This window comes from Niabella beijingensis (assembly GCF_020034665.1).
GTDB lineage: Bacteria > Bacteroidota > Bacteroidia > Chitinophagales > Chitinophagaceae > Niabella > Niabella beijingensis.
The window spans coordinates 2,262,212-2,286,116 of record NZ_JAIQDI010000002.1; the positions used below are offsets into that span (position 1 = coordinate 2,262,212).

The window sequence follows — 23,905 nt, forward strand, 5'->3', positions numbered from 1 at the left end:
ATTCATATTTAGATAAACAATCCTGTTTAAACAGATTCGCGAAATATTATCTGTGGCTCCATTAATACCATTCTTTTTTCAACTTTATCGATAACGCCCAGCTCTCCCATTAAAATGCGAACAGCAGTTTGCGCAATCGAGGCAACAGGCTGCCTGATCGCTGTTACAGATGGAGATAACAGATCAAACATAATATTGTCATCAAAGCATAAAACCGAAAGCTGTTCCGGAACTCTTAGTTGCAAATTCCTGATAGCCTTCAGGCCACTTATACCTAAATAGTTGGTTGTAAAAAGAATGGCATCCGGAACATGTAACGCTAAAAAGTCCTGTATCAAACGAATCGTGTCAATATCAGCACTGTTATAGGGCACACGCAAAACAAGATCAGCCGCCAGCTTACTTCTTGTTAATGTATCAACAAAGGCTGTTTCCCTGTCTTTCATTTGCACCAGGTCGATCCCTACCGTTATCAGACCAATTTTCTTTTTTCCTTTTTTAACGAGATAGTCTGCGCCCGACACAATACCTTTATAATTATCAACCAAAACATAGGGATAATGCAGCTCCGGCAGGTAACGGTCTATTTGCACAACCGGTGTTTTATTAATATCAATATCACGCAAAGACAATTCCATCTCCGCAGTAGGCGTTACTAAAAAACCGTCAACCCTTTGGTGTTTCATTAGCTGCACCAGGTCTGCTTCTTTTTTATGATGATTCTTCAAACTGCAATACACGACTTTATAATCAAATGTGTTGAGTTCTTCTTCAATTGTTCGGGCAAGACTTGAAAAAAACTGGTTGGCAATATCCTCTACTATCAGGCCTATCACCTTTGTCTGACCTGTTCTAAGCGCCACAGCAATAGTATTAGGCCTATAAGAAAGTTCCCGCGCCTTTTGCAGTATCCGGTTGCTCACTGCTTTACTGATCCGCATCTCCTCCGCCCGACCATTCAATACAAAAGAGACCGTAGACGGCGAAGTGCCCACTAATTTTGCAAAGGTTTTCAGTGAGATCATACGATTGCTTTAATGTTTATACCGTAGCATCGATTGCAGAGTTTCATCTTTCCGGTGTTGCATTCTGATTCGCCATAAGGGTTCTTCTATTGAAACTACGGATACATTATTATGGTCTGGCAGATCATCAACGGTATTTGTTTAATCGAATAGGGAATTAGCTATTTTTCCTTTATATCGTCCAGGCGTTTAATTTTTGATTCTGTATGCACGTTTCCTTTTTGGAGCAACTGCTTTAACTTACTGTAGGGAACATCCTGGACAGAAGTATTTTCAGCTATCGCCAGTTTGGCTGCAGCTCCCGCTGCCTGTCCGATAATCATATACTGAGGTTCCATTCTTAAAGAAGCGCAGACCACGTGACTCATAGAAATACATACAGTAACCAAAAGATTAGATACCTCTTCCTTCCGGGGAACCAGCGAACGATAGGGTATCTGGTAAGGGATATGTTTCATTCTTTCCGGCTCGGTGCGCTGCAAACCACCCTCGTACTTCAATATGCCTTTTTCTGTAGCATAGCCCTGAACATTATGCACATCCAGCCCGTACGATCCCAATCCGATGGGATCAGGCTTCTGAAGTTCTGATACCACATCTTTCTGAATCATCACATAAGCCCCCAGCATTCTGCGGCCTTCTCTTACATAAAGTTCATAAGGCCAGTTATCATTATCCTTAAACTCATCTTTTGACAGGCCCCATTTACTAAACTCATTACGGTATGCTTGCGGTAATCTTTTATCATTGGCAAGGAAGTATACATAGCCCTTTACGTAGTTGATATGATCTTTCCATATTTCTGCCCGTTTTTTGTAGGAACCATCAGGATAATCCCAGTTACCGCCAACATAATCGGCCGTATTCAGATCGACTTTATGATTCGGTATTTTCCCAATACCCGGGAACATTTTCCTGGCGGCAGAGTCGGGCCCATAATTATCGATTGTCCTTAAAACATGATCCAGTAATTCTTCGTACCGTGCGGGCTGATAACGCTCCGGTCTGGGAAAAGGCACTCTATTTTCCGGAGTATTGGTCAATACCAACCTGAAGTTATAGGCCTGTGTTTTTTTATCTCCTGATCCCACCGGGCCGGGTGGGTCAGGCTGTATTCCCGGCAACAGTTTCCCGTTACTGCCGTAGGCTTTGCGTGAGCCGGATCCTTCACGGATACCGGCTGAATATTCGTTGTACGCACTTTGGGCCTCGCGTCCAAATGTATAAGAAACCCCGGAAAAAGCCATTAAATCGCCTTCGTAAGTGGCATCAATAAAAACCTTTCCATGATAGATCGAACCATCTTCCATAACGATAGTTTCGATCTTGTTCTGCTTTTTAACAACACCGCCTTTTTCTTTAAGCCTTTTCCTGTATAATACAGTAACATTGGCCTCTTTAATCATCTCGTTCAATACTTTTTCGGCAACATGTGGCTCCGGAAACCAGCCAATGGAATCCCTGGTGTACACCTGGTAGTTATAGTATTTTCCGAGGCGTTTATATAACTCAAGCGGGTATCCTCCTATCACTGTTCTGCGACCGATATCAGTAGCCGACAGTCCACCTGTTACCATACCGCCAATGTGGCTCTTGGGTTCCAGCAGTACTACCTTCAGGCCTTCCCGGGCAGCCGATATAGCAGCCATTACCCCAGATGCGGTGCCTCCGTACACCACTACATCATAGTTAGCAGCTTTGGCGGGATCTATAGGCCCCGGAGATCTAAAGGATAAAATAAAAATGCAAAACAGGAAAACAGCGGCGATCGATGTTTTCGAGGCCCTTAGTTTTATTGTCTGTAATATCAACGCTGATTGTGTCATTTGAATGATCTTAATAATTAGGATTCTGTTTAAAATTGTCTTTATTAGTAGATAGATCTATCTCCGATTGAGGAATCGGGAAAAGGTAATTTTTTGAAGGATCAAACCGGGTGCTTGTATTAACGATATCGGTATTAGATGGCGGCCTTGTAAGCTCTAAAAAATATTCAAACTTACCGGTTCTCGCCAGGTCAAACCACCTTTGAAACTCAAAACATAGTTCCCTTGCCCGTTCCATCAGAATTTCGTTGATCGTAATATCACCCGCGGTGTAATTGTTAAAACCGGGTGTTTTATCGGGGGTAACCGGTGTACCGTTCGCATCTAATCCACGGGCCCTCTGGCGTACCCCGTTAATAGCTTCGAGTCCTTCCTCGGAAATAGTACCGTTCTTTTTGTAATCAGCTTCTGCGAACATCAGCAATACGTCGGCAAAGCGAAGAACGATCACATTATTCGGGCAGTTGGAATACAAATACGCGGAGGTTTCTCTCCAGCTATTGCCCCACCTGTATTTGGTAACCCCGCAACGTCCTAAAACCGTTTGATTGTATCTGTCCGGGTTATAAGTTGACCAGATATAGGTGAGTGAGGATGGCGCATTGTTGGCAATATTTACTAGCGAGTCGGTAAGGTTCCAAACCCTCCTTTTATCATAGTCGGGAGCTGTAAGCGAGGGCTTGTAGTACTTATAAAACTTGGGAACATATACCAGGTTACACTGACCTATCAATGAATTGGTATGATAGGCAGGATTTCCGTTAATAGTCCCCCCGCTTGAGATCATCCCATATTCTTTCGTCCATTGAGTACCGTAAGGCACAATGGCACTGAATTGCAACTCGAACAAGGACTCTGTATTTACATTTTTATTTTCGATTTTAAAGACATCGCCATATACCGGCAGCAATGCAGCCCCGCTGTTATCTTTTACATCCTTTAGCAATTCCCAGGCCCTGGTATAGAGTTCCGTTGTACTTTCAGAAATGGCTTGGTAACCCGGTACTTTATTGGCTTCTTTTGCTGATGCCATAGTAAGATAAACCTTACCCAGCAATGCTTTTGCAGCCCAGGCGTTGGCATGGCCATTGTTGGTTTTGGCAGTAGGTAATACATTGGGAGCCGAGGCAAAATCGAGGTCCGAACGAATGAGTTTATAAACTTCGCTTACCGGGCTGCGCGGCAACCCATAATCGAAATCTCCTGTTATCGGGAGCTCAATCAAAGGGATCTCACCAAATGCCTGAACCAGCCTGAAGTAAACAAATGCCCGGATAAATTTTGCCTCACCTATAATAATATTTCGCTCCGCTTCTGTAAGTACACTAAGTTTTGAAGCCGCATCAATCAAAATATTTGCCCTCGCAACAATCTGGTAATGCCTGATCCAATATTCATAAATAGCACCTTCACTTACCGAAAAGCTATGCCTGTCGAAGTTGAAGCGTACCCCTGAAGTGCCTTTGAACATCGCTTCGTCTGTTCCCAGCTCCGTCATAAACAAGGGCGTGTTTGTATAAACGCCGAACAGATCTTTGGCGGATGAATACATTCCTACGATACCTGCATCAAGCGTTACTTTATCTACAAAAAAATTGTTGGCCGTATATTGTGTTTGCGGTTCCTCTTCCAGGAACTTACTACAAGACGATACAAGCAGTATAAGCGCCGTCATCACCGGCATCCAAACTTTAATATTATCTGATTTCATATGTAACATGTTAAAATCGTTAAAACTGTATTTTAAGACCGGCTGAATAGAATTTAGATCTGGGATAAGAGGCATAATCCAGCGAAGGCATCAGGTCCCCAAATCCTCCCTGTCTTGTATTTACTTCAGGATCGTAACCACTGTATTTGGTTTGAATCCACAGGTTTTTGCCACTGACGAATAGGGTCACACCCCTGATACCAGAGCGTTTCAGCCAGGAACTACCCAGGTCATAGGACAGTGTGATATCGCTCAATCTGATAAAAGACCCGTCTTCTATCCAATCCGAAAGCATTAATAACTCTTCACTGCTTCCCGGCATGCGGTAGGTATTGCCGGGATTACCCGCTTCGAACAATGCCCCTGAAGACATATCGTACAGCGACGGCCGCCAGGCACCGGCAATGCCTTTGGTCATATTACCGGTATTTCTGCCGGATTCCAGCGAAACACGATTAGCATTATAGATCTTATTACCATAGCTGTACTGGAACACCATATTTAAGCTGAATCCGCGATACGACCAGTAGTTGGTGATACCCCCCATAAAGGTAGGCTGGCCCAATCCGAGTATTACCCTGTCTTCGGTATTAATAATGCCATCGCCATTCTGATCAATAAAGCGCCGCGTGCCGGGTCTGATACTATTAATATCCTGCCCGTTAATAACCGTTAATCCCGATGCGAGAATTTCGTCCCTCGATTGCCAGATACCGTTGGTCTGGTACCCAAACCACTGGCCGATGGGTTGTCCGTTGCGTATAATAGCGGTTGTACCAATACCAGGTACTACACCTGGGTCAAGTCCAAGGTCTGCGCCTATTTCTATTGCTTTCGACCGGTTAAATCCAATATTGGCGTCGATGTTCCAGGTAAATTTTGTTTTCTTGAATATAGCTGCATTGATGCTGGCTTCTACCCCGCTGTTTCGAATAGAGCCGAGGTTCGTCCAGGTAGATCGATAACCACTATAACCCGGTGTTATTTTTTGTATCAGCAGATCCCTGGTTGTTTTGCTGTACCATTCAACTGTCAGATTCAGATTATTATCAAAAAGCCCCAGATCGAGCCCTGTGTTTACCTGTGTGGTAGTTTCCCATTTCAGGGAAGTGTTCTCAGGTCTTTCTACAATCACACCATAGTCGGGTGTTTTACCATCCATTGGCGAAAAATAAGTTCCGATAGTAGAAAGCGTAAGATAAGACGGGATGGAAGTATTACCACTCTGACCGATACTTGCTCTTAGCTTAAGATTGCTTACGGAGCGAAGATCTTTCATAAAATTTTCATCAGATATACGCCAGGCCAGTGCTGCAGAAGGAAAATAGGCCCATTTATTATCGCGGCTGAATCGCGAGGAGCCATCTGCCCTGAAAGTTGCCGTAGCCAGATATTTACCTTTATAAGCATACTCTAACCGGCCCAAGAAAGACGCCATGCTCCATTGGGTAATATTGTAAGTTGGTATAATGGGTACTTTACCATTTTGCAGGCCATAAACACCCAGCAGCTCCACATCGTAGTCCTGATTCTCAGCTGTAACCAGGTTTAGTTTGCTTTGTTCAAATGTAGCGCCGGCTACGCCATTAAAGCTGTGGTCTTTTCCTATACGGCCTTTATAATACAACAGGTTTTCATTCATGAACCGGTTGGTACTACCTCTTGACAAGTAAGCCCTGCCGTTAAACCGGGAACCGGCAGATGTAAATTTGGGATAATACGCATCAGTATTAACGCTATTGCTGGTAAAATTTCCCGTAGTTCTGAAGCTGAAGTTTTTGGAGATCGTCCAATCCAACGCCAGCCGCGTCAACCAATCTGCTACCGATTTTTTATTGGTTATATTTTTCGCCAAAGAATAAGGATTGGTGGTAATAAAGCCTTCTGCATCCGCATTATCTTCCTCATCTGTAAATGTTAAGGGTTGTACCGGAGGTTTAGCTAGCATACTCGATATGATAGCATTGGAAGTCATACCTCCGTTTAACGAATTAGCGAGGAAGCCGTTCGTTTCGCTTTTTGTATAGGCAATATTGGTGCTGATATTGATACCCTGTGCCAGTTTTTGCTGGAAATTAAACCTTCCGTTATATCTTCTGTAACCACTATATACTACCAGCCCTCCCTGGTCGAGGTACCCTCCCAAAAATGAGAACTTGGTATCTTTTGTGCCACCGGTCATATTGATCCTGTAGTCTTGTGTAGTACTGTTCTGAAACATTGCTCTTTGCCAGTCTGTATTAATACTATCAGGGCTCGCATAACTTTGCCAGTTCGCATAGGTTTGATCTAATGCGACTCCCCAGAAATTACCCGGAGTACCTAAGGGACTGTCGCGGAAATAAGTATATCCCGGCTGCACAGAGGCAGGTTTGTCGGGATCGTTCGCATCTGCCGGCGTAAAAAGATAACCGGTAGCCAGAAACCTGGCATGTGCATATTCCGGGGCATTGAGTACTCCAAACATATGACCAGGTTTTTGAAATGCCATATTAGCATATAACTCCAGCCTTGTTTTACCGGCTTTCCCGCTTTTGGTGGTAATCAAAATAACACCATTAGCTCCGCGGGCACCGTACATAGCAGTTCCGGATGCATCTTTCAAAATATCAACGGATTCAATATCGCCCGGGTTAAGATTATTCATATCATCCTGAAACACGCCGTCAACAACAAATAAAGGAGTGGTGCCACCGCTGATAGAGCTGGCGCCCCTGATGCGGATCGTATTCTCAGATCCGGGGGTTCCGTCGTTTTGAGTAATCTGAACGCCTGCAGCTTTTCCTTTGAGCGCGTCAGCCAGAGATAACAATGTTCTGTCAGACAGGGCTTCGGTAGCTACAGAAGACACTGAGCCTGTGAGGTCTCTTTTACGGGCCTTACTATACCCGATCACTACAATATCGTCGAGCGCATTCTTTACCGGTTTCATGCGGATAAGCAGGCTGTTTTTTTCATTTGCTAAAACGAAATAGCTGGTCAAAGAATCAGGTTGAAAGCCCACATGATCGAAATAAATATTATACCGCTGCTTTACGTTCAGGTTCTGAAGCAGGAAGCTTCCCTGCATATCGGCCACAATACCTTTTTTCTCTTTTGTTGATATATTTTCGATAGTGATCGTTGTACTGGAGAGTACTTCTCCCGACTCGGAAAGCACTTTTCCTGATACATTAACAGATTGGGCAAGTAGTAAATGGCCGGAACAACTTAAAAATACAGGCAATAACAATCGTGAGGCAAATCGTCTCATACAATTTCTTTTTCAAATTAGAATTTTAATTAAAATGATCCTGCGGTAAAAAGACCGCTAAATCGTTTTTGTAGCGACGGGCGCTAAAAGCGGCTTATCTTTTCTTTAGATAAAGCGAATCGTTTCTTTTTTCATACATCAAATTATTTAGCTCGCAAATCGATTTCATAATAACATCCAGTGAGTCGCGGTAGAAGATCGTTCCGGTTATATTATAACGCATGATGTGCGGATCATCAGCCACTATCTTTACATTATACCGGTCTTCCAGCTTGGCAAAAACATTCTTCAATGTTGTATTGGTAAATTCGATGCTGTGTGTGGAAGATTTGATCCGGTTTAAGCGATCGGCATAGCTGTCGCTTGCTTTAACAGCAGGTTTCAAGCTGGTGGCAGGCCTCTTCTCTTCCGTACTATTCGATACTGCCACTTTGCCTGTTTTCTTATTAATAGAACAGGTTTGTCCCGGACGTAAATAAACCGGCTCCATTGCAAACCGGCTATCGCCCGAATAAATCATGACCTTTCCTTCTGTGAGCGAAATACCCAGGGCATCCATTGCATCAAAATTTCTTACCCAGAACCGGGTTCCCAAAGCCCTGGTAGCAATACCGTTTGATAGCACCTCAAAAGGTCTTTTTTTATCATGAAACACTTTAAAATAAGCATCACCGGTTACCAGGTTGATCGTTCTGATCTCATTAAAATTCTTTTTATAGAAAATAGCAGCCTCTGGCCTCAAAACCACTTCAGATCCGTCAGGCAATGCATACATCTGATTTTGTTGCGTTGTATTTTCTATACGTACTTCAGCAATCGCTGTTACCTGGCGGGGTTCGCTCTTTTTATTCTGACTCAAATAATACCATGCTCCCAAAATTGACATAAGTATTGCGGCAGCAACGGCTATTTTTCTGACAAACAATCTTACCACCGGGGCTTTTTTGCCCATTATAGTATTATACGTCCTCTCTTTCTGGCTTTCCGTACATCGCAGGATCTCATTCTCGTCTAAATCCTCACTAAACATAATCTTATCCAAAGCGTCAATATTTCCTTCCAGGTACCCAAAAGCCGCTTCAGCTTCCAGGTAATCACATTTATTGGACAAGAACTTTTCAACCAGCTTCTTATGTTCAGTATCGGCCATTTAATAGTAATTGTACGTATGAAAAATGAAAACTACCTACTGTCCTAAAAAAAAATCAAGAAATGATTGCAAGTATTGCATAGAGGGCCAGGATTTTCCGAAGCTGCTGCAATGCCTTAAGCACATGATTATCAACCGTTTTTACGGATATATTCAATTGCGCTGCTATTTCCCTGTGAGAAAAACCTTCTACATAAGCCAGGGTAAATACTTTTTTTCTTGCAGGAGGTATTTGGTTAATAGCAGATCTAAGCGTGTCGGTAAGTTCCAGTTTATTGAGGTTAGACGCATCTAAAGAGAACTCTTTCATTTCCCTGATCAAACGTCTTTGGTAAGCTTCTTTTCGCAGCCAGTCAATTAAAACCTGTTTGGCCTTCCGGTTTAACTGCAGTGCCAGCGGTAAGTCAAAGGTATAAGACTGACGGTACTCCCAAAACTTGATAAATGTTATCTGCGTTAAGTCCTGTGAGATTGCAGCACTACTGGTCTTTCTAAAAAAACCGGTGTATATTTTATCATAATACTGTTCGAAAACAGTTTTAAAATATTCCTCATCGAAGACTTGCATTACCAATATGAATGTTTATAAGCTTAACGCAATCAGTTGTGTATTGGTGTGATAGAACTTAATAAGCCGATTTCAAAGAAATCACTTTTTAAGCATTCGTCAAAAAGAATTTGCGAATCTGCACCAACAACCTATGACAGCTTTTAATGATTCCTTTAAGAATTTCGAGATATATTATGCCTGTTCATTCTTATGGTTAAAAATACGTCCAATCAATTTTAATGGTACGCAGGTTACAGGATGATCTGTAATCTACTTTGATATACCCTATCAGAATATATTTCCCATGCAATGTAACAAAAAAAAACTTTACGGGTCTTGCAATCTGTAGCTGGGGCTTAAATTCTTCATCTTAATACTTTGCACCTGAAAAATGATGTTTACGGCTCAGAAATAAGACTGCGGGCTTTTCCCGGCCTGGATTTGTTCAGTTTTGGATAGTTGCTTTTCCACTAAACAAAAGCTTTTCGTAATGTGGTGCAATACACCCCTTCTTACACCTATCCGAGAAGGCATTCGTCAGCCAGATTTAGTACAGACTCGTGGCTTTTATTAGTATTATCAGACATAGTAGCTTCACGGGTTTTGGATGGCCGTAAGCGGCAATATCGCCCTAAATTTGCCTCCGGCAACTAACTTCTTTTACGTGACCTTTTGGCCTGCCCGGAACCTGGGTTGCGAAAATATATCAACCGGGAGCTCTTGCCGGGGAAATAAAAACAGATAATACTCCTGCTGCCATTGCCCGCGTACTTGCGAAAACCCGATACCCCGCCGGTTAAGGACGGACCTCATCAACAATTTGTCCTTAGCCGAAATCAGGTGGTGCGTCCCCAACTGACGGACTAGAAATCCTGAAAGGTTTTTATCTATAAACAAATGATACAGCAATCCTTTTTAATTCACCTAAACGCTCTTTAAACTCAGGTCTTTTTTTGTAGTCTTCAATGTATTCTATATATTGTTCGCTGTCATTAATTAATGAAAGATCCCGTCCGGGGCTACCATTATCTTAATAATATCACCTGTAATGTCTTTTGTAAAGAACCGCAAAGTTTGGAAGGCCGGCATCAATTTCTCTTAACATTATTTTAATAAAGATTGTCTTTCTTTGTAATGTTAACAGTGTATGGCAATAAACATCCAGAACGATACTGAATTATGGAGACAAGTAAAGCAGGGCGACACTTCGTCCTTTTCGGATTTGTTTGAACGTTACTGGGATGAAATGTTTTCGATGGCTTACCGCAGGCTTGCCGATGAAGCTACAGCAAAAGATGTTGTACAGAATATCTTTATTCACGCTTGGGAAAACCGGCAGCAGATCACCCTTGAGGATACCTTAAGACCTTATCTATTTACTGCTTTAAAATATAGTGTTATTCGCCATATTTACCGGGCGGCCAAAAAAGGCGTCACGGATTTACCATTATCTGTTTACAACCTGCCTGACGAAGCTGAACAAAAGCAGGATCATTACGAATTTGACACGTTAAAAGATAGAGTGCAATCGGAGATAGCTATCATGCCCGTCAGGATGCGGGAAGTTTTTACCCTCAGTTACGAACAGCAACTTTCCATCAGGGAGATAGCGTTGCGCCTGTCCATTTCCGAACAAACGGTTAAAAACCAATTGCACAATGCCCTTAAACGGCTTCGCTACCGCCTGCAAAACCAGGCGCTTTTCCTGCCCTTTATCCTGTAATCAACCCCTCCTTTTCAGAATTCACAATTCGGTAACATTGAAAGTATAGTACTCCATGCCCCCACCGGTATGTATATAGCAGGAGGACTGTTATATATGAAACTTCACAGCCGGTTAAAACTACTTCGGTATTATTTACTTGGGAAGACAAATGAAGACGAAAGCAGGTTTATTGATGATTGGTATCATTCGGTGGATGATACTAAGCCGATCGGACTTTGGCAGCAAGACGGTAAAAGAAACGCCATCAGGGGAAGCATCCAGGTCCGGATTTGGGAGCATATACATAACCCGGCTGGCTTGAAGATACTGCCCCTCCGTGAAAGGCTGATGGCTGCAGCCTGTATAGCGGCGCTGCTGATCGGCATTTACTGGCTTTTCCTGGCCGGCGGACGCATAGAGCCTGTACAGTATTTTACCGTAACGGCCCCTTTGGGTGAAATTAAGCAAATACAGTTACCGGATAGTTCGCAGGTATGGCTGAAATCCGGTACCACACTGCAATACAGTTCCCAATACGGAAAACAAACCAGGAGCCTGGAATTGGTGGAAGGGGAAGCATTCTTTGCCGTACAAAAAGATAGCTCTAAACCATTTATTGTCAGGGCAGGCCAATTGGAAACGAAAGTACTGGGTACAGCCTTCAACATACAGGCATACAGCGGCCGCCCGGCCGTACAGGTATGGGTCGAGCACGGGCGTGTGCAGATCAGCGATAGTACAAAAGTTCTAACAGAGCTATCAAAAGGGAGAAGATTGCAATGGCTCCGGGCAGACGGCAATTTCACTGTTGACAGCCTAGACTGGAAGCAAGCGTTGGCCTGGCAGAAAGGCATTTTGCTGCTGGAAGCGGCTTCCTTTTCTGAGCTAGCTTTTGAGTTAAAGGAAATTTATGGCGTAGTGGTAATTACGAACACCGCCAGTATTCGCAGTCAGCATTATGATGCTAAATTCTTTATAAATAAGACTTCTATAAACGATATTATTGCCACCGTTGCGGAAGTGCATAGTATCCGGTACAAAATACAGGGAAATACAATCACATTATATTAAAAGCAAATCCCGTTACCAGCGGGATTTGCCAAACGTTTTGGTAATGCCATTTTTTGACGAAGCGACATTACCAGTTTAAAAAATGAATAATAAAGGTATGAACAAAAAAACAAAAGGAAGACAACTCCCGACCAAACTAAGACCATTGTTGGCACTATGCTGCATAATATTGGCGGCACCCGGGCTAAAAGCCCAATCTCCCGAAAAAGTAAAATTATCCATCCGCTTTGCGGAGGTTACACTGGATGCCGCTATACGGCAATTGAAAGAGGCCAGTCCCGTAAATATCGCTTACGATGCTAGTAAACTAAGGCTCTCACAATGGCGTATCTCCCCGAAAGAATTTAAACAGATTGCTTTATCGGAAATCTTACATTATTTATTACAGAGAGCGGATGTAGCTTATAAAGAGGTTGCCGGAGGAATTGTATTATTTGAGAAAAATAAACCTGCTGTTGCTCCCACGCCTCAAAAAGGACCGGGCAAGGTTAGCGGGAAGATCGTCGACGAAGAGAATGGGCAGCCTGTTAGCGGGGTAAGTATCTATATCGGAAATAAAGGAACGATATCGGATATCGACGGCGCTTTCAGCATCTCCCTGCCCGAGGGCGATTATACCGCCACTGTTAGTTTTGTGGGATACGGCAGCAAAGTGGTGAATGAGATCGAAGTAAAGAACAATACAGTCTCTACTTTGAACCTGACCTTGAAAAGGGAAAAAGGACAATTGGCAGGCATAGTGGTGAGGGCTTCTGCAAAAAAAGAAAGTGTTGCCTCCTTATATGCCAGGCAAAAGAAAGCGCCGGGCATCAGCGATGGCATTAGTGCTGAGCAGATCGCCCGCACACCCGATAAGAATGTAGGAGAAGTATTGAAAAGGATCAGCGGCCTTGCTGCCATGGATAACAAATACATCGTGGTAAGAGGACTGAGCGAACGTTATAATTCATCCTCCATCAACGGACAGATCATGCCAAGCACGGAGCTCAACAGGAAGAATTTCAGTTTTGATATCATTCCCTCCAATCTCGTGGACCAGGTGATCGTTTATAAGACCATAACCCCCGATCAGAATGCAGAATTCGGGGGAGGTAACGTGAATGTAGAAACGAAGGCCATTCCCATCGCCGACTTCTTCAGCTTTTCGGCGGGCATCAGTGTGAATGATCAAACCACCGGAAAGAAATTCCTTTCCCAGGAACTGAGCAGCCGGGAATATTTCGGACTTCCTTCCAAAAGCAGGAATCTTTTAGGAAAACTGAATTGGAACAATACTACGGAGATCAGGAACCAGACAGAATGGAACGGGCTATCCGATGGCGGTTCTGCCTATGAGCTAAAAGATCCTTCACGTGTCAGCAATAACTGGTTGCCCTATGAACGCAAAGCACATCCATCACAAAATTATCAATTAGCGCTGGGCCGCGTGATCCCTTTGAAGCAGGATCAGCGACTGGGAATTGTTGCATCTCTGAGTTACCGGAATACGCTGCAGACGCAGCGGGTGGCGCTAAACCGTGCTGGCTTCAATGATCCGAAGACGGGGCTCGTTATCGATAACGACAAAAGTTATGGCTTCACCACCAACACCGGCGCATTGCTGGGCGTAGGCTATACTTCGCAACAGCATAAACTAAGCTTTCAATCCATGTATCTGGGATTGCTCAACCAGCAACTGATCATTGGAACAGGAGGCGATCCTAATGCAACGGAAGACCTGGACATGATGAGCTATAATGACCTTACTACTTATACACGCTTATGGCAAAATCAATTGAAGGGGGAACATGCCGTCGGCAAAGCTGGTATCAAACTAGAATGGCTGGGCAGCTATACCCTGCTCGACAGGCACCGTCCGGACAATCACCAGATGCTGGCCTTGACAAACACCTCCGGTTTTTTCCCTTCCAGCGAATTTACCATCACCAGTCCGATGAGCAGTGGCATCAATGCGGGTGCATTGCGCTGGTGGAGCCGGGCATACGAAAAGAATTATAACTGGGACTTCTCAATGGCTGTGCCCTTCCAGTTCATGCTGGGTAAACTGGCTATCAGCAATAGTTTCAAAACGGGTTATGCAGGATGGAGTAAAGACCGTCTTTTCTATGTACTGAATACAGGATCGGGGACATCAACCGAACTGTATCGCCCCATCGATGAAGTGTTTTCACCACAGGCTCCCTCCTTCGTTTTTAATATCAGTCGCTTCTCGGACGATTTTAAAAGAAAGGCCCTTCTTCATGCTGGTTATGCAATGCTGGATACACGCATCGGTAGTAAGCTGAGACTGGTATGGGGGCTGAGGGGCGAATACTTTAATATGAATAAAGTGAACCAGGCGCTGGATCAATTGGAGAAATCCATCAATATCGACCGGGGTAAAGAAGTGGGTTATTACGATCTCAGCATGTTGAAGAACCGTGAACCGAGCCTCAATATCTTCCCTTCCGCCAACCTGACTTATACCCTTACTCCGAAAATGAGTGTGCGACTGGCCTATTCCAAATCCATCATCCGCCCCGATCTCAGGGAAATGGCATATATGCGTGAATATGATTTTGAACTAGGAGGTATTTTCGAAAGCAATATCGTAAAATCATCCACCCTCGATAATTACGACCTGCGTTATGAATGGTATCCCGGTCCGGGCGAGATCATTTCTGCATCGCTGTTTTATAAAAAGATCCATTACCCCATGGAGATTGTGGAATTCGATGGTGTGAATAAGAGTTACCAGATTAAAAATAATAAAGAAGCGAGGAACAAAGGATTTGAAATAGAAGTACGAAAATCGTTTACATTTACCGGCGCACCTGTTTTGAACGGGCTGACGGTATATGGAAACTTCACTTACCTCGAGGCCGCTCTCACTCCGATGGATATCAGTCTCAATGAATTGAGCCCGGATGACCCCACAAAGATCATATATATAGAAAAAACAGGACCGGATCAAAAACGTCCGCAACAGGGCGCCAGTAATCATATGTACAATACCGGTTTGTTTTACGATGCAAAAGCTGTTTCCATTTCCGTAATCTATAATCATGTTGGTTGCCGCATCTTCCGTCCTGCCAATATCTATTCAGCCAGTTTGTATGAGCAGCCCCTTAACTCACTGGATGGACAGATCGCTTACCGGTTCGCGAAAAAAAGAATCGAGCTCAGGCTGAATGTATCCAACCTGCTGAACAATTATTCATTGATCTATACCAATCATTATAGCGATGGCAACGGTGGAACTTCACTTTACCCGATGAACGATATACACAGGGATCCTATCCACAAAGAGATCAGGTATGATCGTGATAAAGATGTGATCTATTATAAGTTATCGCCCGGAAGAACCTTTAGTTTTAATATTACCTACCATTTCTAAAACAACACATATGCAACAATATCGTCTTTACGTATTTGTATTTATATTCTTTGCTTTCGCAGGTTGTAAAAAAGCCGAGCCCGTAGCAACGCAACATTTCACGGAACTAAATATTCCCATGCTTTTCAGCGATACCCCGCCAATGGACCTTTACCTCAATGGACGCCTGGCCGATAGCACCTTCAATATTGGCGCGAGCTTCAATAATATCATCATACCGCGTGGAGCGCGCGTTGAGATCGCATTGAAAAAAGCGCATACGGAAGAAGTATTGCAGGATACTTCCATCATTGCCAGTGAGGCTGTTGCCTCATTGATGTTTGCCTATAATGAAACGCTAGGCTTTAATAAATTTGTGAGTGGATCTGATTTTATTCGTCCGGCTTCCGATAGTACAGCTTTTATGATTTTCAATAACTACGAACACTTTGGCAATGGATTGATCGATGTTGTATTTTATGAAGACAAGAATGGCGACTGGATGGGAACTTCGGAAGAAGAGATTGGCGTTTTGAGGAATATTCCATTCGGTAAGCTCTCGGAAAAGATTAGCTTTCCCAAAAGCAGGGACTTGGATATTTTTATGCTGGTGCTGGACCCGGCTACAAATTCTAACGCAGACTATGAAACAGTGAACCAGGCATATGGGTTGGGAAAAAATTACTTCAGTTATGTGATGAGAGATATATTCCCCCCCGCTACTTATGGTCCTCCGTTTGGGATTATCAATGTTATCCGGGTTGACGCATTCCCATTTGATATGCAGGTTGATGATGGTTCGGGCAATCCTGTTAATAAGACTTTCAACTTGTATACTGCAGGGTATTTTTTTAAGTATTGAGCGGTAATTACAGTTTACAGCAAGTTCAAATGACTCAAGTCAATATTCTCTTAAATCTATGGATTTAAGATCCATAGTATATAGTTAGCATAAGTTCTTTCTCTGCATTGTTGTGTGAGTAATCCGGTGGGTATTGATATTTGAGGCTTTACAGATGCATTTGGGATGGACATCAGTCACAGCCAGAATGTTCTCAATAAATATAAATACAACGGCAAGAAAAACAGGAAGAATTGTGGCGTCACCACCTCCTCCTTCGTCACATTCGCATTCTGTTTAGATTGGATCTCGGCTACCTGACTTTGGGTCAGCAACACGCTGATCGTGATCAAACCTAACCTGGACCTTACTACCGATGCTGATTGGATCGGCGATATTGAGTTCTAAAAGACGAAATCATCCGGGTAATCTTTAAGGAAGGAAAGAGACTGTAAAAACTGTTCAGGAATTACGACTTTTTCGGATTTCCTATTCTTACTGATTTCCCCGGAAATTTCTATGAAGGAATATTCAAAATTGATTGCTGATATTTTTAATAATCTTGCTTCTCCCGGTCGGATAAAACAATAAAAAAGCAGTTGAATACCAAGCCAGAGCTCCTCCGGCGTAGTCTCATTTTTAATCAGTTCAATTTGTTCATTCGTGAAAAAGTTCAGCGACTTGGCCTTAGGCTTTTCATTTTGACCTTACCTACAGGATTATTGTCAACAAATCCGAATTCCATTGTCTTCATATACAAAGTCGAACGTAAACCCCTGTATTTACAAATGGTACTGGCTGTAGCCCTATTCTCGGTTAAATAGAGGATAAAATCCGTGATATCTTTTGGTTAAGTCTTGGTCATAGGTTTTGAGGACAGGGGCAAAAAAAAATTTGGATATACAAGTTTTGATACAAACCTAAAAAGATACAACGCAACAGAATAACTTCCATTGCGTTGTAATTAAAGGTCGGGAAGACAGGATTCGAACCTGCGACCCCCTGGTCCCAAACCAGGTGCGCTACCGGCCTGCGCTACTTCCCGGTTCCCGCTAACTAAAGCGGGTGCAAATGTAGGGGAAAATTTGCAAAAATCATAAAAATCAGTGGGAAGAATGAGAAAAAATACCGTATTCCAGTATTTTCCGCTTCTCCAGCAGCCGGTTCAGCAATGTCAACTGGTTCTGTGCCCTCACAAAATTATGCCCTTCATATTTGGCGCCATAATACCTGTCGTCATTCAAATGATCTGTCAGAAAGCGAAGCGCCTGCATATAAATCATAAAAAGACCAGAGTAAAAAAAATGCGCTTTTTCAGCCGGTGTCAGCTCGTCCTGCATTTCCTCAAGATAACCGTTGACAATCGCTTTATAGTAGTCCTCGCGCACCGTGATCTTTGAAAAATCTTTTTCTTCCTCACTTACCGGGCACAGGTAGGTGCGCATCATATCCCCCACATCACTTATAAAATAGCCGGGCATCACGGTATCCAGATCAATCACACAAAGGCCTTTATTCGCCTCATCAAAAAGTACATTGCTGATCTTGGTGTCATGGTGGGTCACCCGTCTTTTAAAATCGGGATTCTCAAGTATCTCCCTGAAGCGGTCTACAATGGCAGAATGCGCTTTTAACTCACCGATCACCGCCCCTGCCGCCGCTACCCGCTGACCATTCCCGTTCTCCAATGCTTCCAGGAACTGCTCGTACCGTAATACCAGGTCATGAAAGGATGGCAGAGTGATCTTTAATTCGTCCACATTTAACCCCGACAGTTTTTTTGTGAACAACCCGAATTGCCGGGCTGCTTCATAAGCCTGTTGCGGCTCTTCCACCACATCCACCGAATGACTGCCTTTTACAAAAGGGAACATCCGGTAGTAACCATCTCCTTCTATATGCAGCATGGTTTCCCCGGAAACGGTTTTTACCGGCGATACAAAAAAATATTCCGCATTCTGCTGCGCCAAATAGTTGTCTATAAATTCGAGATTCCAGGCGATCGCTTCCGGTTCCCGGAATACATTCTGGTTTACTTTCTGTAATATAAATTCATTGTCCCCGCTGCAGATCACCCATGTATAATTGATCAACCCGCTGCCGTAAGGTCTTATAGCACAATGGACTTCCTTCAATCCATAACCGGCAAGTACTTTATCCATAATCTGGTTTAAGGGGATAAATGTATAAAATAAAGTTTAAGAAAATTTTCAAAAACCGGTGCAAACGATTGTCCAGTACAGACTTTAGGAATTATAAACCAGTGCAACAGGAATTTCATTCTGCTGAAAAGTTTTTACAGCACTGTCATCATCCGGCTTATTCTGAAGAATGTCCATCAGCATTTTCATAGCAGCCTCCCCCTGGTTATACGGAAACTGGTCTATCGATACTACCGGGGGATAGGCGGTGTGTTTGTTCACGGAGATATTTGCATAGCTGGCAAATAATATATCCTCATTAATTTTCACGTGCTCCTTCAACGCATATTTTACGGCATCCATATGCACGTAGTCGTTAAAGCTGATGATGGCATCCGGTGGTTTTTTCAGCGCCAGCAGCCGGGCAACAGCCTTATGTGTTCCTTCTTCAGAAAAGTCCGTCTGCTCCACCATCTGCATATCCACCTTGAGTTTCCTCCGGGAAACGCCCTCGATATATCCATCCAGCCGTTCCTTGGAGGCAATGATCGCAGCCGGGCCATTTATAAAAGCGATCCGCTTCCGGTCCTGTTTAAACAACCATTCGATCATATCCACGGTTCCGGTAAATAAATTACAATAAACCTTATTTACATTGGAATGGGACGGTACCCGGTCGAAATACACCACGGGAATGTTATACGCATCCAATGCTTTTAAATGATCGCTCTTATTGGTTTCTTTGGAAAGAGATATGATCAGCCCGTCCACCCGCTGGTTCTTCATGGCATCCACTACCCGCCGTTCCTTATCAATACGGTCGTGGCTTTGTCCGAATAAAATGGTATACCCGTTCTCCAATGCAATATCTTCGATACCACTGATACCTTTTGAAAAGAAATCTTCATAGATATGCGGCACGATCACACCGATGACATAGCTCTTTTTCTGCTTAAAAAAAATGGCCTTGGAATTGGGTTCATAGTTCAGCGCCTTTGCCAGTTCCTTAACGGCTTCTTTTGTTTTTGCACTGATCCGCGGATGGTCGCTCAAAGCCCGTGATACGGTTGAGACAGAAACATTTAACCGCTTGGCAATTTCTTTTATTGTAGGTATGGACTCGCTCACAGTTCTAATATATGCAAAATCTAAAGATAAGCAATTATTTTAATAGTTGCCCCGGCTTCCGATGCCGGCGGATGGATGTATCCCGTTGATGCTGAGATCTTCCATCCGCTCCTTTTCCACACAAAGCGGCATGGCAGGGTCATCCGTTGGCACATTGGCGGGTTCGAAAACCTTACCCCGTTCCTAACGGACACAAGGCGGTAAAAAATCACAATGCAGCCTCCTAAGGCGCGCAAACCTATTATTTTTTGCAAGACCGCGGCACAAATTTATTATATTACTTTTGCTGCAAGTTTAGCAAAAAATGAAACACAGTGTCCTGATCATCGACGACGAAGAAAAACTGCGGCAGCTCCTTTCAAGAATCATTACCCTCGAGGGTTTTGAGGTTTTTCAGGCAAACGACTGCCGCAGCGGCTTAAAGCAACTGGAAAAGACTGCAGTGGATGTAGTGCTTTGCGATGTGAAGCTCCCCGACGGCAACGGAGTGGAACTGGTAAAAAAGATCAGGGCCCAGGCACCGCAAACGGAAGTGATCCTGCTGACCGCCTACGGAAACATTCCGGATGGCGTACAGGCCATTAAGAACGGGGCCTTTGATTACATAACAAAAGGAGATGACAACAACCGGATCATTCCCTTATTAAACCGTGCCATAGAAAAAGTAGCCCTTTACAAAAGGGTGCAGCAGCTGGAACAGCAACTGGGTGACAAATATTCCTTCGACAGCATCATCGGTCACTCTGAAGCCATTCAGCAGTCCATCCTTTTTGGAAAAAAAGTGGCCCCCACGGACGCTACAGTCCTGATCACCGGCGAAACCGGCACCGGCAAAGAAGTATTTGCAAAAGCGATCCATGAGGCAAGCAACCGCAGGAACAAGAATTTTGTGGCTATCAACTGCGCCGCATTCAGCCGCGAACTACTCGAAGGTGAACTTTTCGGACACAGGGCCGGCTCATTTACCGGTGCGGTAAAAGATCAGACAGGGCTGCTGGAAGAGGCACACAATGGCACCCTGTTCCTGGATGAGATTGGAGAAATGCCGGTCGACCTGCAGGCAAAACTACTGCGGGTACTGGAGTCCGGCGAATTTATTAAGATCGGGGAAACCAAACCGACAAAAATAAATCTGCGCCTGCTGGCGGCTACCAACCGCAACCTGCTGAAAGAAATTGAAACCGGGCATTTCCGTGAGGACCTCTATTACCGCATCTCTACATTTAAGATCGCTCTTCCTGCCTTAAGAGAACGGAAAAAAGATATTAAGGAGCTGGCAGGATTTTATCTCCGGTTATTTGCGCATAAAACAAACCGGAAGGAACTCAGCATCTCGGCGGAGGCACTTCGTGCGCTGGAACACTATCCCTGGCCCGGCAATATCCGGGAGTTAAAAAACAGTATTGAACGCAGCGTGATCCTGATGCAGGAAGATGAACTGCACCAGGAAGACCTTCCGCTGGAAATACAGCAACACCAGAACCAGGAACCCGGCGCTGCAGAAAATCCGTCGTCACTGGCGTCAATGGAAAAGAATCATATCCGGCGCATTTTGCAATTCACCAAAGGCAACAAGGCCGAAGCAGCGCGCATCCTCGAGATCGGTGTGGCTACTTTATACCGGAAAATTGAAGAATACAAATTATAAATACGGCAACTAACCGGCCCTGATCCTCCCGTTGATCAGCCTGTGCTCCTGCCCCTATCTCCTTTCTCATTTTGAGAACAGGGCCTATCATTTTGATAGGCTTTTTTCATTTGACAGATGCCGGCAACGGGTGTAAACATCTGAAATCTAACAGGTTAAATCTTTTGATAAAATCCGGATCCTTATTTGGTACAGGATGGTCGACATTAAACAATTAAATCATTACCACATATGTTAACAGGTATTCTTATTCTTTCCGGCATTGGATGTTTTATGCTGTTCTTCAGGTCCATTCCGTTTTTTGAAAAAATATAAAACAACATCACAAACAATTCAATCTTAAAAAATGACAGGATTATTTATCATCGCCATTCTTGTATTTATTTATATGTGCTATGTACTGCTCAAACCCGAAAAGTTTTAAAAGGCAGCCTGCACTTTTTATTTCCACTATCATCATTTTACTTTTCACCATCCACAACTTCTCAAAAACAATGAACACTGAAATATTAGGCATCATCGTCATGTTTGTGCTTACACTGTTGCTCTCGCTGCCGCTGGGCAGGTATATTGCTAAAGTGTATGGCAATGAGCGTACTTTTTTAGATCCCATTTTTAATCCGCTGGAACGGTTTCTTTTTAAGATCAGCGGTATCGATCCGCATAAAGAGCAAAACTGGAAACAGCAACTGGTAGCGCTTCTGGTCATCAATTTTGTATGGTTTTTCCTGGGAATGTTTATTTTGCTGAACCAGGCCTGGCTCCCGCTTAATCCCGATCAAAACCCCAACCAGACCCCCGATCAGGCCTTTAATACTACTATTTCCTTCCTGGTGAACTGTAATCTCCAGCATTATTCCGGGGAAACCGGCGTCAGTTACTTCAGTCAGCTTTACCTCATGTTTCTGCAGTTTGTAACCGCTGCCACCGGTATGGCCGCAGCTGCTGCCGTCTTCTATGCCTTCCGGAAGGGCATGCATCAAACGCTGGGTAATTTCTATAATACTTTTGTGAAATCGGTTACCCGCATCCTGTTGCCCATCTCCATCATCATCGGCGTGATTCTTATCCTGAATCATACCCCGATGACCTTTGAAGGAAAACAACAAATGATCACCCTGCAGGGAGATACGACCTATGTTTCCACCGGTCCGGTGGCGGCATTTGTTCCCATCAAACATCTGGGTACCAATGGCGGCGGCTTCTTCGGCGCCAATTCCTCTCATCCGTTGGAAAATGTGAACTACATCACCAATATGACACAGATGATCGCGCAAATGCTGATCCCCTTTGCCATGGTGTTTGCATTCGGACAATTCATCAACCGGAGAAAACTGGGGTGGGCCATCTGGTGCGTAATGACCCTGGGCTTCCTGATCCTCTGTATTCCCAACATCATTATGGAGATGAACGGCAACCCCAATATCACTGCGATGGGCGTCAGTCCTGCCCTGGGGGCGATGGAAGGAAAAGAGATCCGTTTTGGAACGCCGGCTTCCGCCTACTGGAGTATTGCAACCACCGTTATCTCCACCGGTTCGATCAACTCCATGCACTCCAGTTATATGCCGCTGAGCGGGATGAATATGCTGCTGGCCATGATGACCAACTGTTTTTACGGCGGGTGTGGTGTGGGGATACTCAACTATTTTGTATTCATCATCCTCGCGGTTTTTGTAAGCGGCTTGATGGTAGGCCGTACCCCTGAATTCCTCGGTAAAAAAATAGAGGCCCGCGAAATGAAGATCGCGATGATCGTAGCATTGCTGCATCCGTTGCTGATACTGGCGGGCACCGCATTAGCCGCAGCACTCCCCTCACAAACGGCCTCCACGCTCGCCAATCCGGGCTTCCATGGTTTTAGTGAAATGTTGTACGAATACACATCCAGTGCCGCCAATAATGGAAGCGGGTTTGAGGGGCTTGGCGACAATACGCCCTGGTGGAATATCAGCACCGGCTTTGTACTGATACTTTCCCGCTACCTGCCCATCATCGGCCCTGTAGCTATTGCCGGTATACTTGGTGCAAAAAAATACATCCCGGAAAGCGCCGGCACTTTAAAAACAGATACCGCCACCTTTGGTTTTATGGTATTTGCCGTGATCGTTATTGTAGCGGCGCTCTCCTTCTTCCCGGCTTTAACACTGGGGCCAATTGCGGAATATTTTGGAATGGGCTGAGGACCGGAAGTAAAAAGTGAAAGGTAAAAAAATTAAAACAAACCAGGCAGGACGCCTGTACCTTACTTTTCATCTTTTACTCAAAATTTTTCGGATCTCCTATTTAATCTTTCTTCAAACTCAGGATCCATCCATAAATCATCTTACCAATGGTATCCAGTTTTTCAACAAACCGATCACATTCCTCCCGGGTAATAAATTGCAGATCCGCATTCATAAGTAAAACAGATAATCAAAATATAAATAATCGCATTATTTAATTAACAAACACGTTGCTTTTCGCTATTACCATTTCACTAAAAACAGTTCATTTCTCAC

General features: G+C 44.0%; 15 protein-coding genes and 1 tRNA gene. 7 read left to right on the forward strand and 9 right to left on the reverse strand.

The window, feature by feature from the left end; all coding sequences use genetic code 11:
• Positions 1-26 precede the first annotated feature (26 nt).
• From K7B07_RS25455 to K7B07_RS25480, 6 genes are all read right to left on the reverse strand, one after another.
• Positions 27-1,025 carry a LacI family DNA-binding transcriptional regulator gene (locus tag K7B07_RS25455; RefSeq protein WP_223713366.1) on the reverse strand — a complete coding sequence of 333 codons (999 nt, stop codon included), beginning with the start codon at positions 1,023-1,025 and terminating at the stop codon, positions 27-29.
• A 161-nt stretch (positions 1,026-1,186) separates the two neighbouring features.
• Positions 1,187-2,851 (reverse strand): FAD-dependent oxidoreductase, encoded by a 1,665-nt coding sequence (locus tag K7B07_RS25460; RefSeq protein ID WP_223713367.1) that lies wholly within the window; start codon positions 2,849-2,851, stop codon positions 1,187-1,189.
• A 10-nt stretch (positions 2,852-2,861) separates the two neighbouring features.
• Positions 2,862-4,562 carry a RagB/SusD family nutrient uptake outer membrane protein gene (locus K7B07_RS25465; RefSeq protein ID WP_223713368.1) on the reverse strand — a complete coding sequence of 567 codons (1,701 nt, stop codon included), beginning with the start codon at positions 4,560-4,562 and terminating at the stop codon, positions 2,862-2,864.
• 19 nt (positions 4,563-4,581) lie between these two features.
• A complete protein-coding gene (locus K7B07_RS25470) occupies positions 4,582-7,815 on the reverse strand; it encodes a SusC/RagA family TonB-linked outer membrane protein (RefSeq protein ID WP_223713369.1) in 3,234 nt (1,077 codons plus the stop codon).
• A gap of 94 nt (positions 7,816-7,909) precedes the next feature.
• Positions 7,910-8,965, reverse strand: coding sequence for a FecR family protein (locus tag K7B07_RS25475; RefSeq protein ID WP_223713370.1), 1,056 nt, complete (start codon positions 8,963-8,965; stop codon positions 7,910-7,912).
• A gap of 55 nt (positions 8,966-9,020) precedes the next feature.
• The gene (locus K7B07_RS25480; protein ID WP_223713371.1) at positions 9,021-9,533 is read right to left on the reverse strand and encodes an RNA polymerase sigma factor; all 513 of its coding nucleotides are present in this window, start codon (positions 9,531-9,533) and stop codon (positions 9,021-9,023) included.
• Positions 9,534-10,662: 1,129 nt separating this feature from the next.
• Here K7B07_RS25480 and K7B07_RS25485 point away from each other — a divergent pair.
• The 4 genes from K7B07_RS25485 (at position 10,663) to K7B07_RS25500 (ending at position 16,508) form a co-directional block, all read left to right on the forward strand.
• On the forward strand, positions 10,663-11,238 hold the full coding sequence (locus tag K7B07_RS25485) for an RNA polymerase sigma factor (RefSeq protein ID WP_223713372.1): 576 nt from the start codon (positions 10,663-10,665) through the stop codon (positions 11,236-11,238).
• A 96-nt stretch (positions 11,239-11,334) separates the two neighbouring features.
• Positions 11,335-12,291 (forward strand): FecR family protein, encoded by a 957-nt coding sequence (locus tag K7B07_RS25490; RefSeq protein WP_223713373.1) that lies wholly within the window; start codon positions 11,335-11,337, stop codon positions 12,289-12,291.
• A 97-nt stretch (positions 12,292-12,388) separates the two neighbouring features.
• Positions 12,389-15,667 carry a TonB-dependent receptor gene (locus K7B07_RS25495; RefSeq protein WP_223713374.1) on the forward strand — a complete coding sequence of 1,093 codons (3,279 nt, stop codon included), beginning with the start codon at positions 12,389-12,391 and terminating at the stop codon, positions 15,665-15,667.
• A gap of 10 nt (positions 15,668-15,677) precedes the next feature.
• Complete coding sequence (locus K7B07_RS25500; RefSeq protein ID WP_223713375.1) at positions 15,678-16,508, forward strand: hypothetical protein; 831 nt, start codon at positions 15,678-15,680, stop codon at positions 16,506-16,508.
• Between the two features lie 950 nt (positions 16,509-17,458).
• Here K7B07_RS25500 and K7B07_RS25505 read toward each other — a convergent pair.
• From K7B07_RS25505 to K7B07_RS25515, 3 genes are all read right to left on the reverse strand, one after another.
• A tRNA-Pro gene (locus K7B07_RS25505) sits at positions 17,459-17,532 on the reverse strand.
• A gap of 58 nt (positions 17,533-17,590) precedes the next feature.
• The gene (locus K7B07_RS25510; RefSeq protein WP_223713376.1) at positions 17,591-18,649 is read right to left on the reverse strand and encodes a phosphotransferase enzyme family protein; all 1,059 of its coding nucleotides are present in this window, start codon (positions 18,647-18,649) and stop codon (positions 17,591-17,593) included.
• A gap of 84 nt (positions 18,650-18,733) precedes the next feature.
• Entirely contained in the window at positions 18,734-19,756 is a 1,023-nt protein-coding gene (locus K7B07_RS25515) for a LacI family DNA-binding transcriptional regulator (protein ID WP_223713377.1), read from the reverse strand.
• Between the two features lie 304 nt (positions 19,757-20,060).
• Between K7B07_RS25515 and K7B07_RS25520 the strand changes: the two genes are divergently transcribed.
• The 3 genes from K7B07_RS25520 to kdpA all read left to right on the forward strand — a co-directional run bounded on the left by K7B07_RS25520 (position 20,061) and on the right by kdpA (position 23,587).
• Entirely contained in the window at positions 20,061-21,404 is a 1,344-nt protein-coding gene (locus K7B07_RS25520) for a sigma-54-dependent transcriptional regulator (protein ID WP_223713378.1), read from the forward strand.
• Between the two features lie 346 nt (positions 21,405-21,750).
• Positions 21,751-21,828 (forward strand): K(+)-transporting ATPase subunit F, encoded by a 78-nt coding sequence (gene kdpF, locus K7B07_RS27940; protein WP_143019645.1) that lies wholly within the window; start codon positions 21,751-21,753, stop codon positions 21,826-21,828.
• Between the two features lie 70 nt (positions 21,829-21,898).
• Complete coding sequence (gene kdpA, locus K7B07_RS25530; RefSeq protein ID WP_223713379.1) at positions 21,899-23,587, forward strand: potassium-transporting ATPase subunit KdpA; 1,689 nt, start codon at positions 21,899-21,901, stop codon at positions 23,585-23,587.
• Positions 23,588-23,905: the final 318 nt, after the last annotated feature.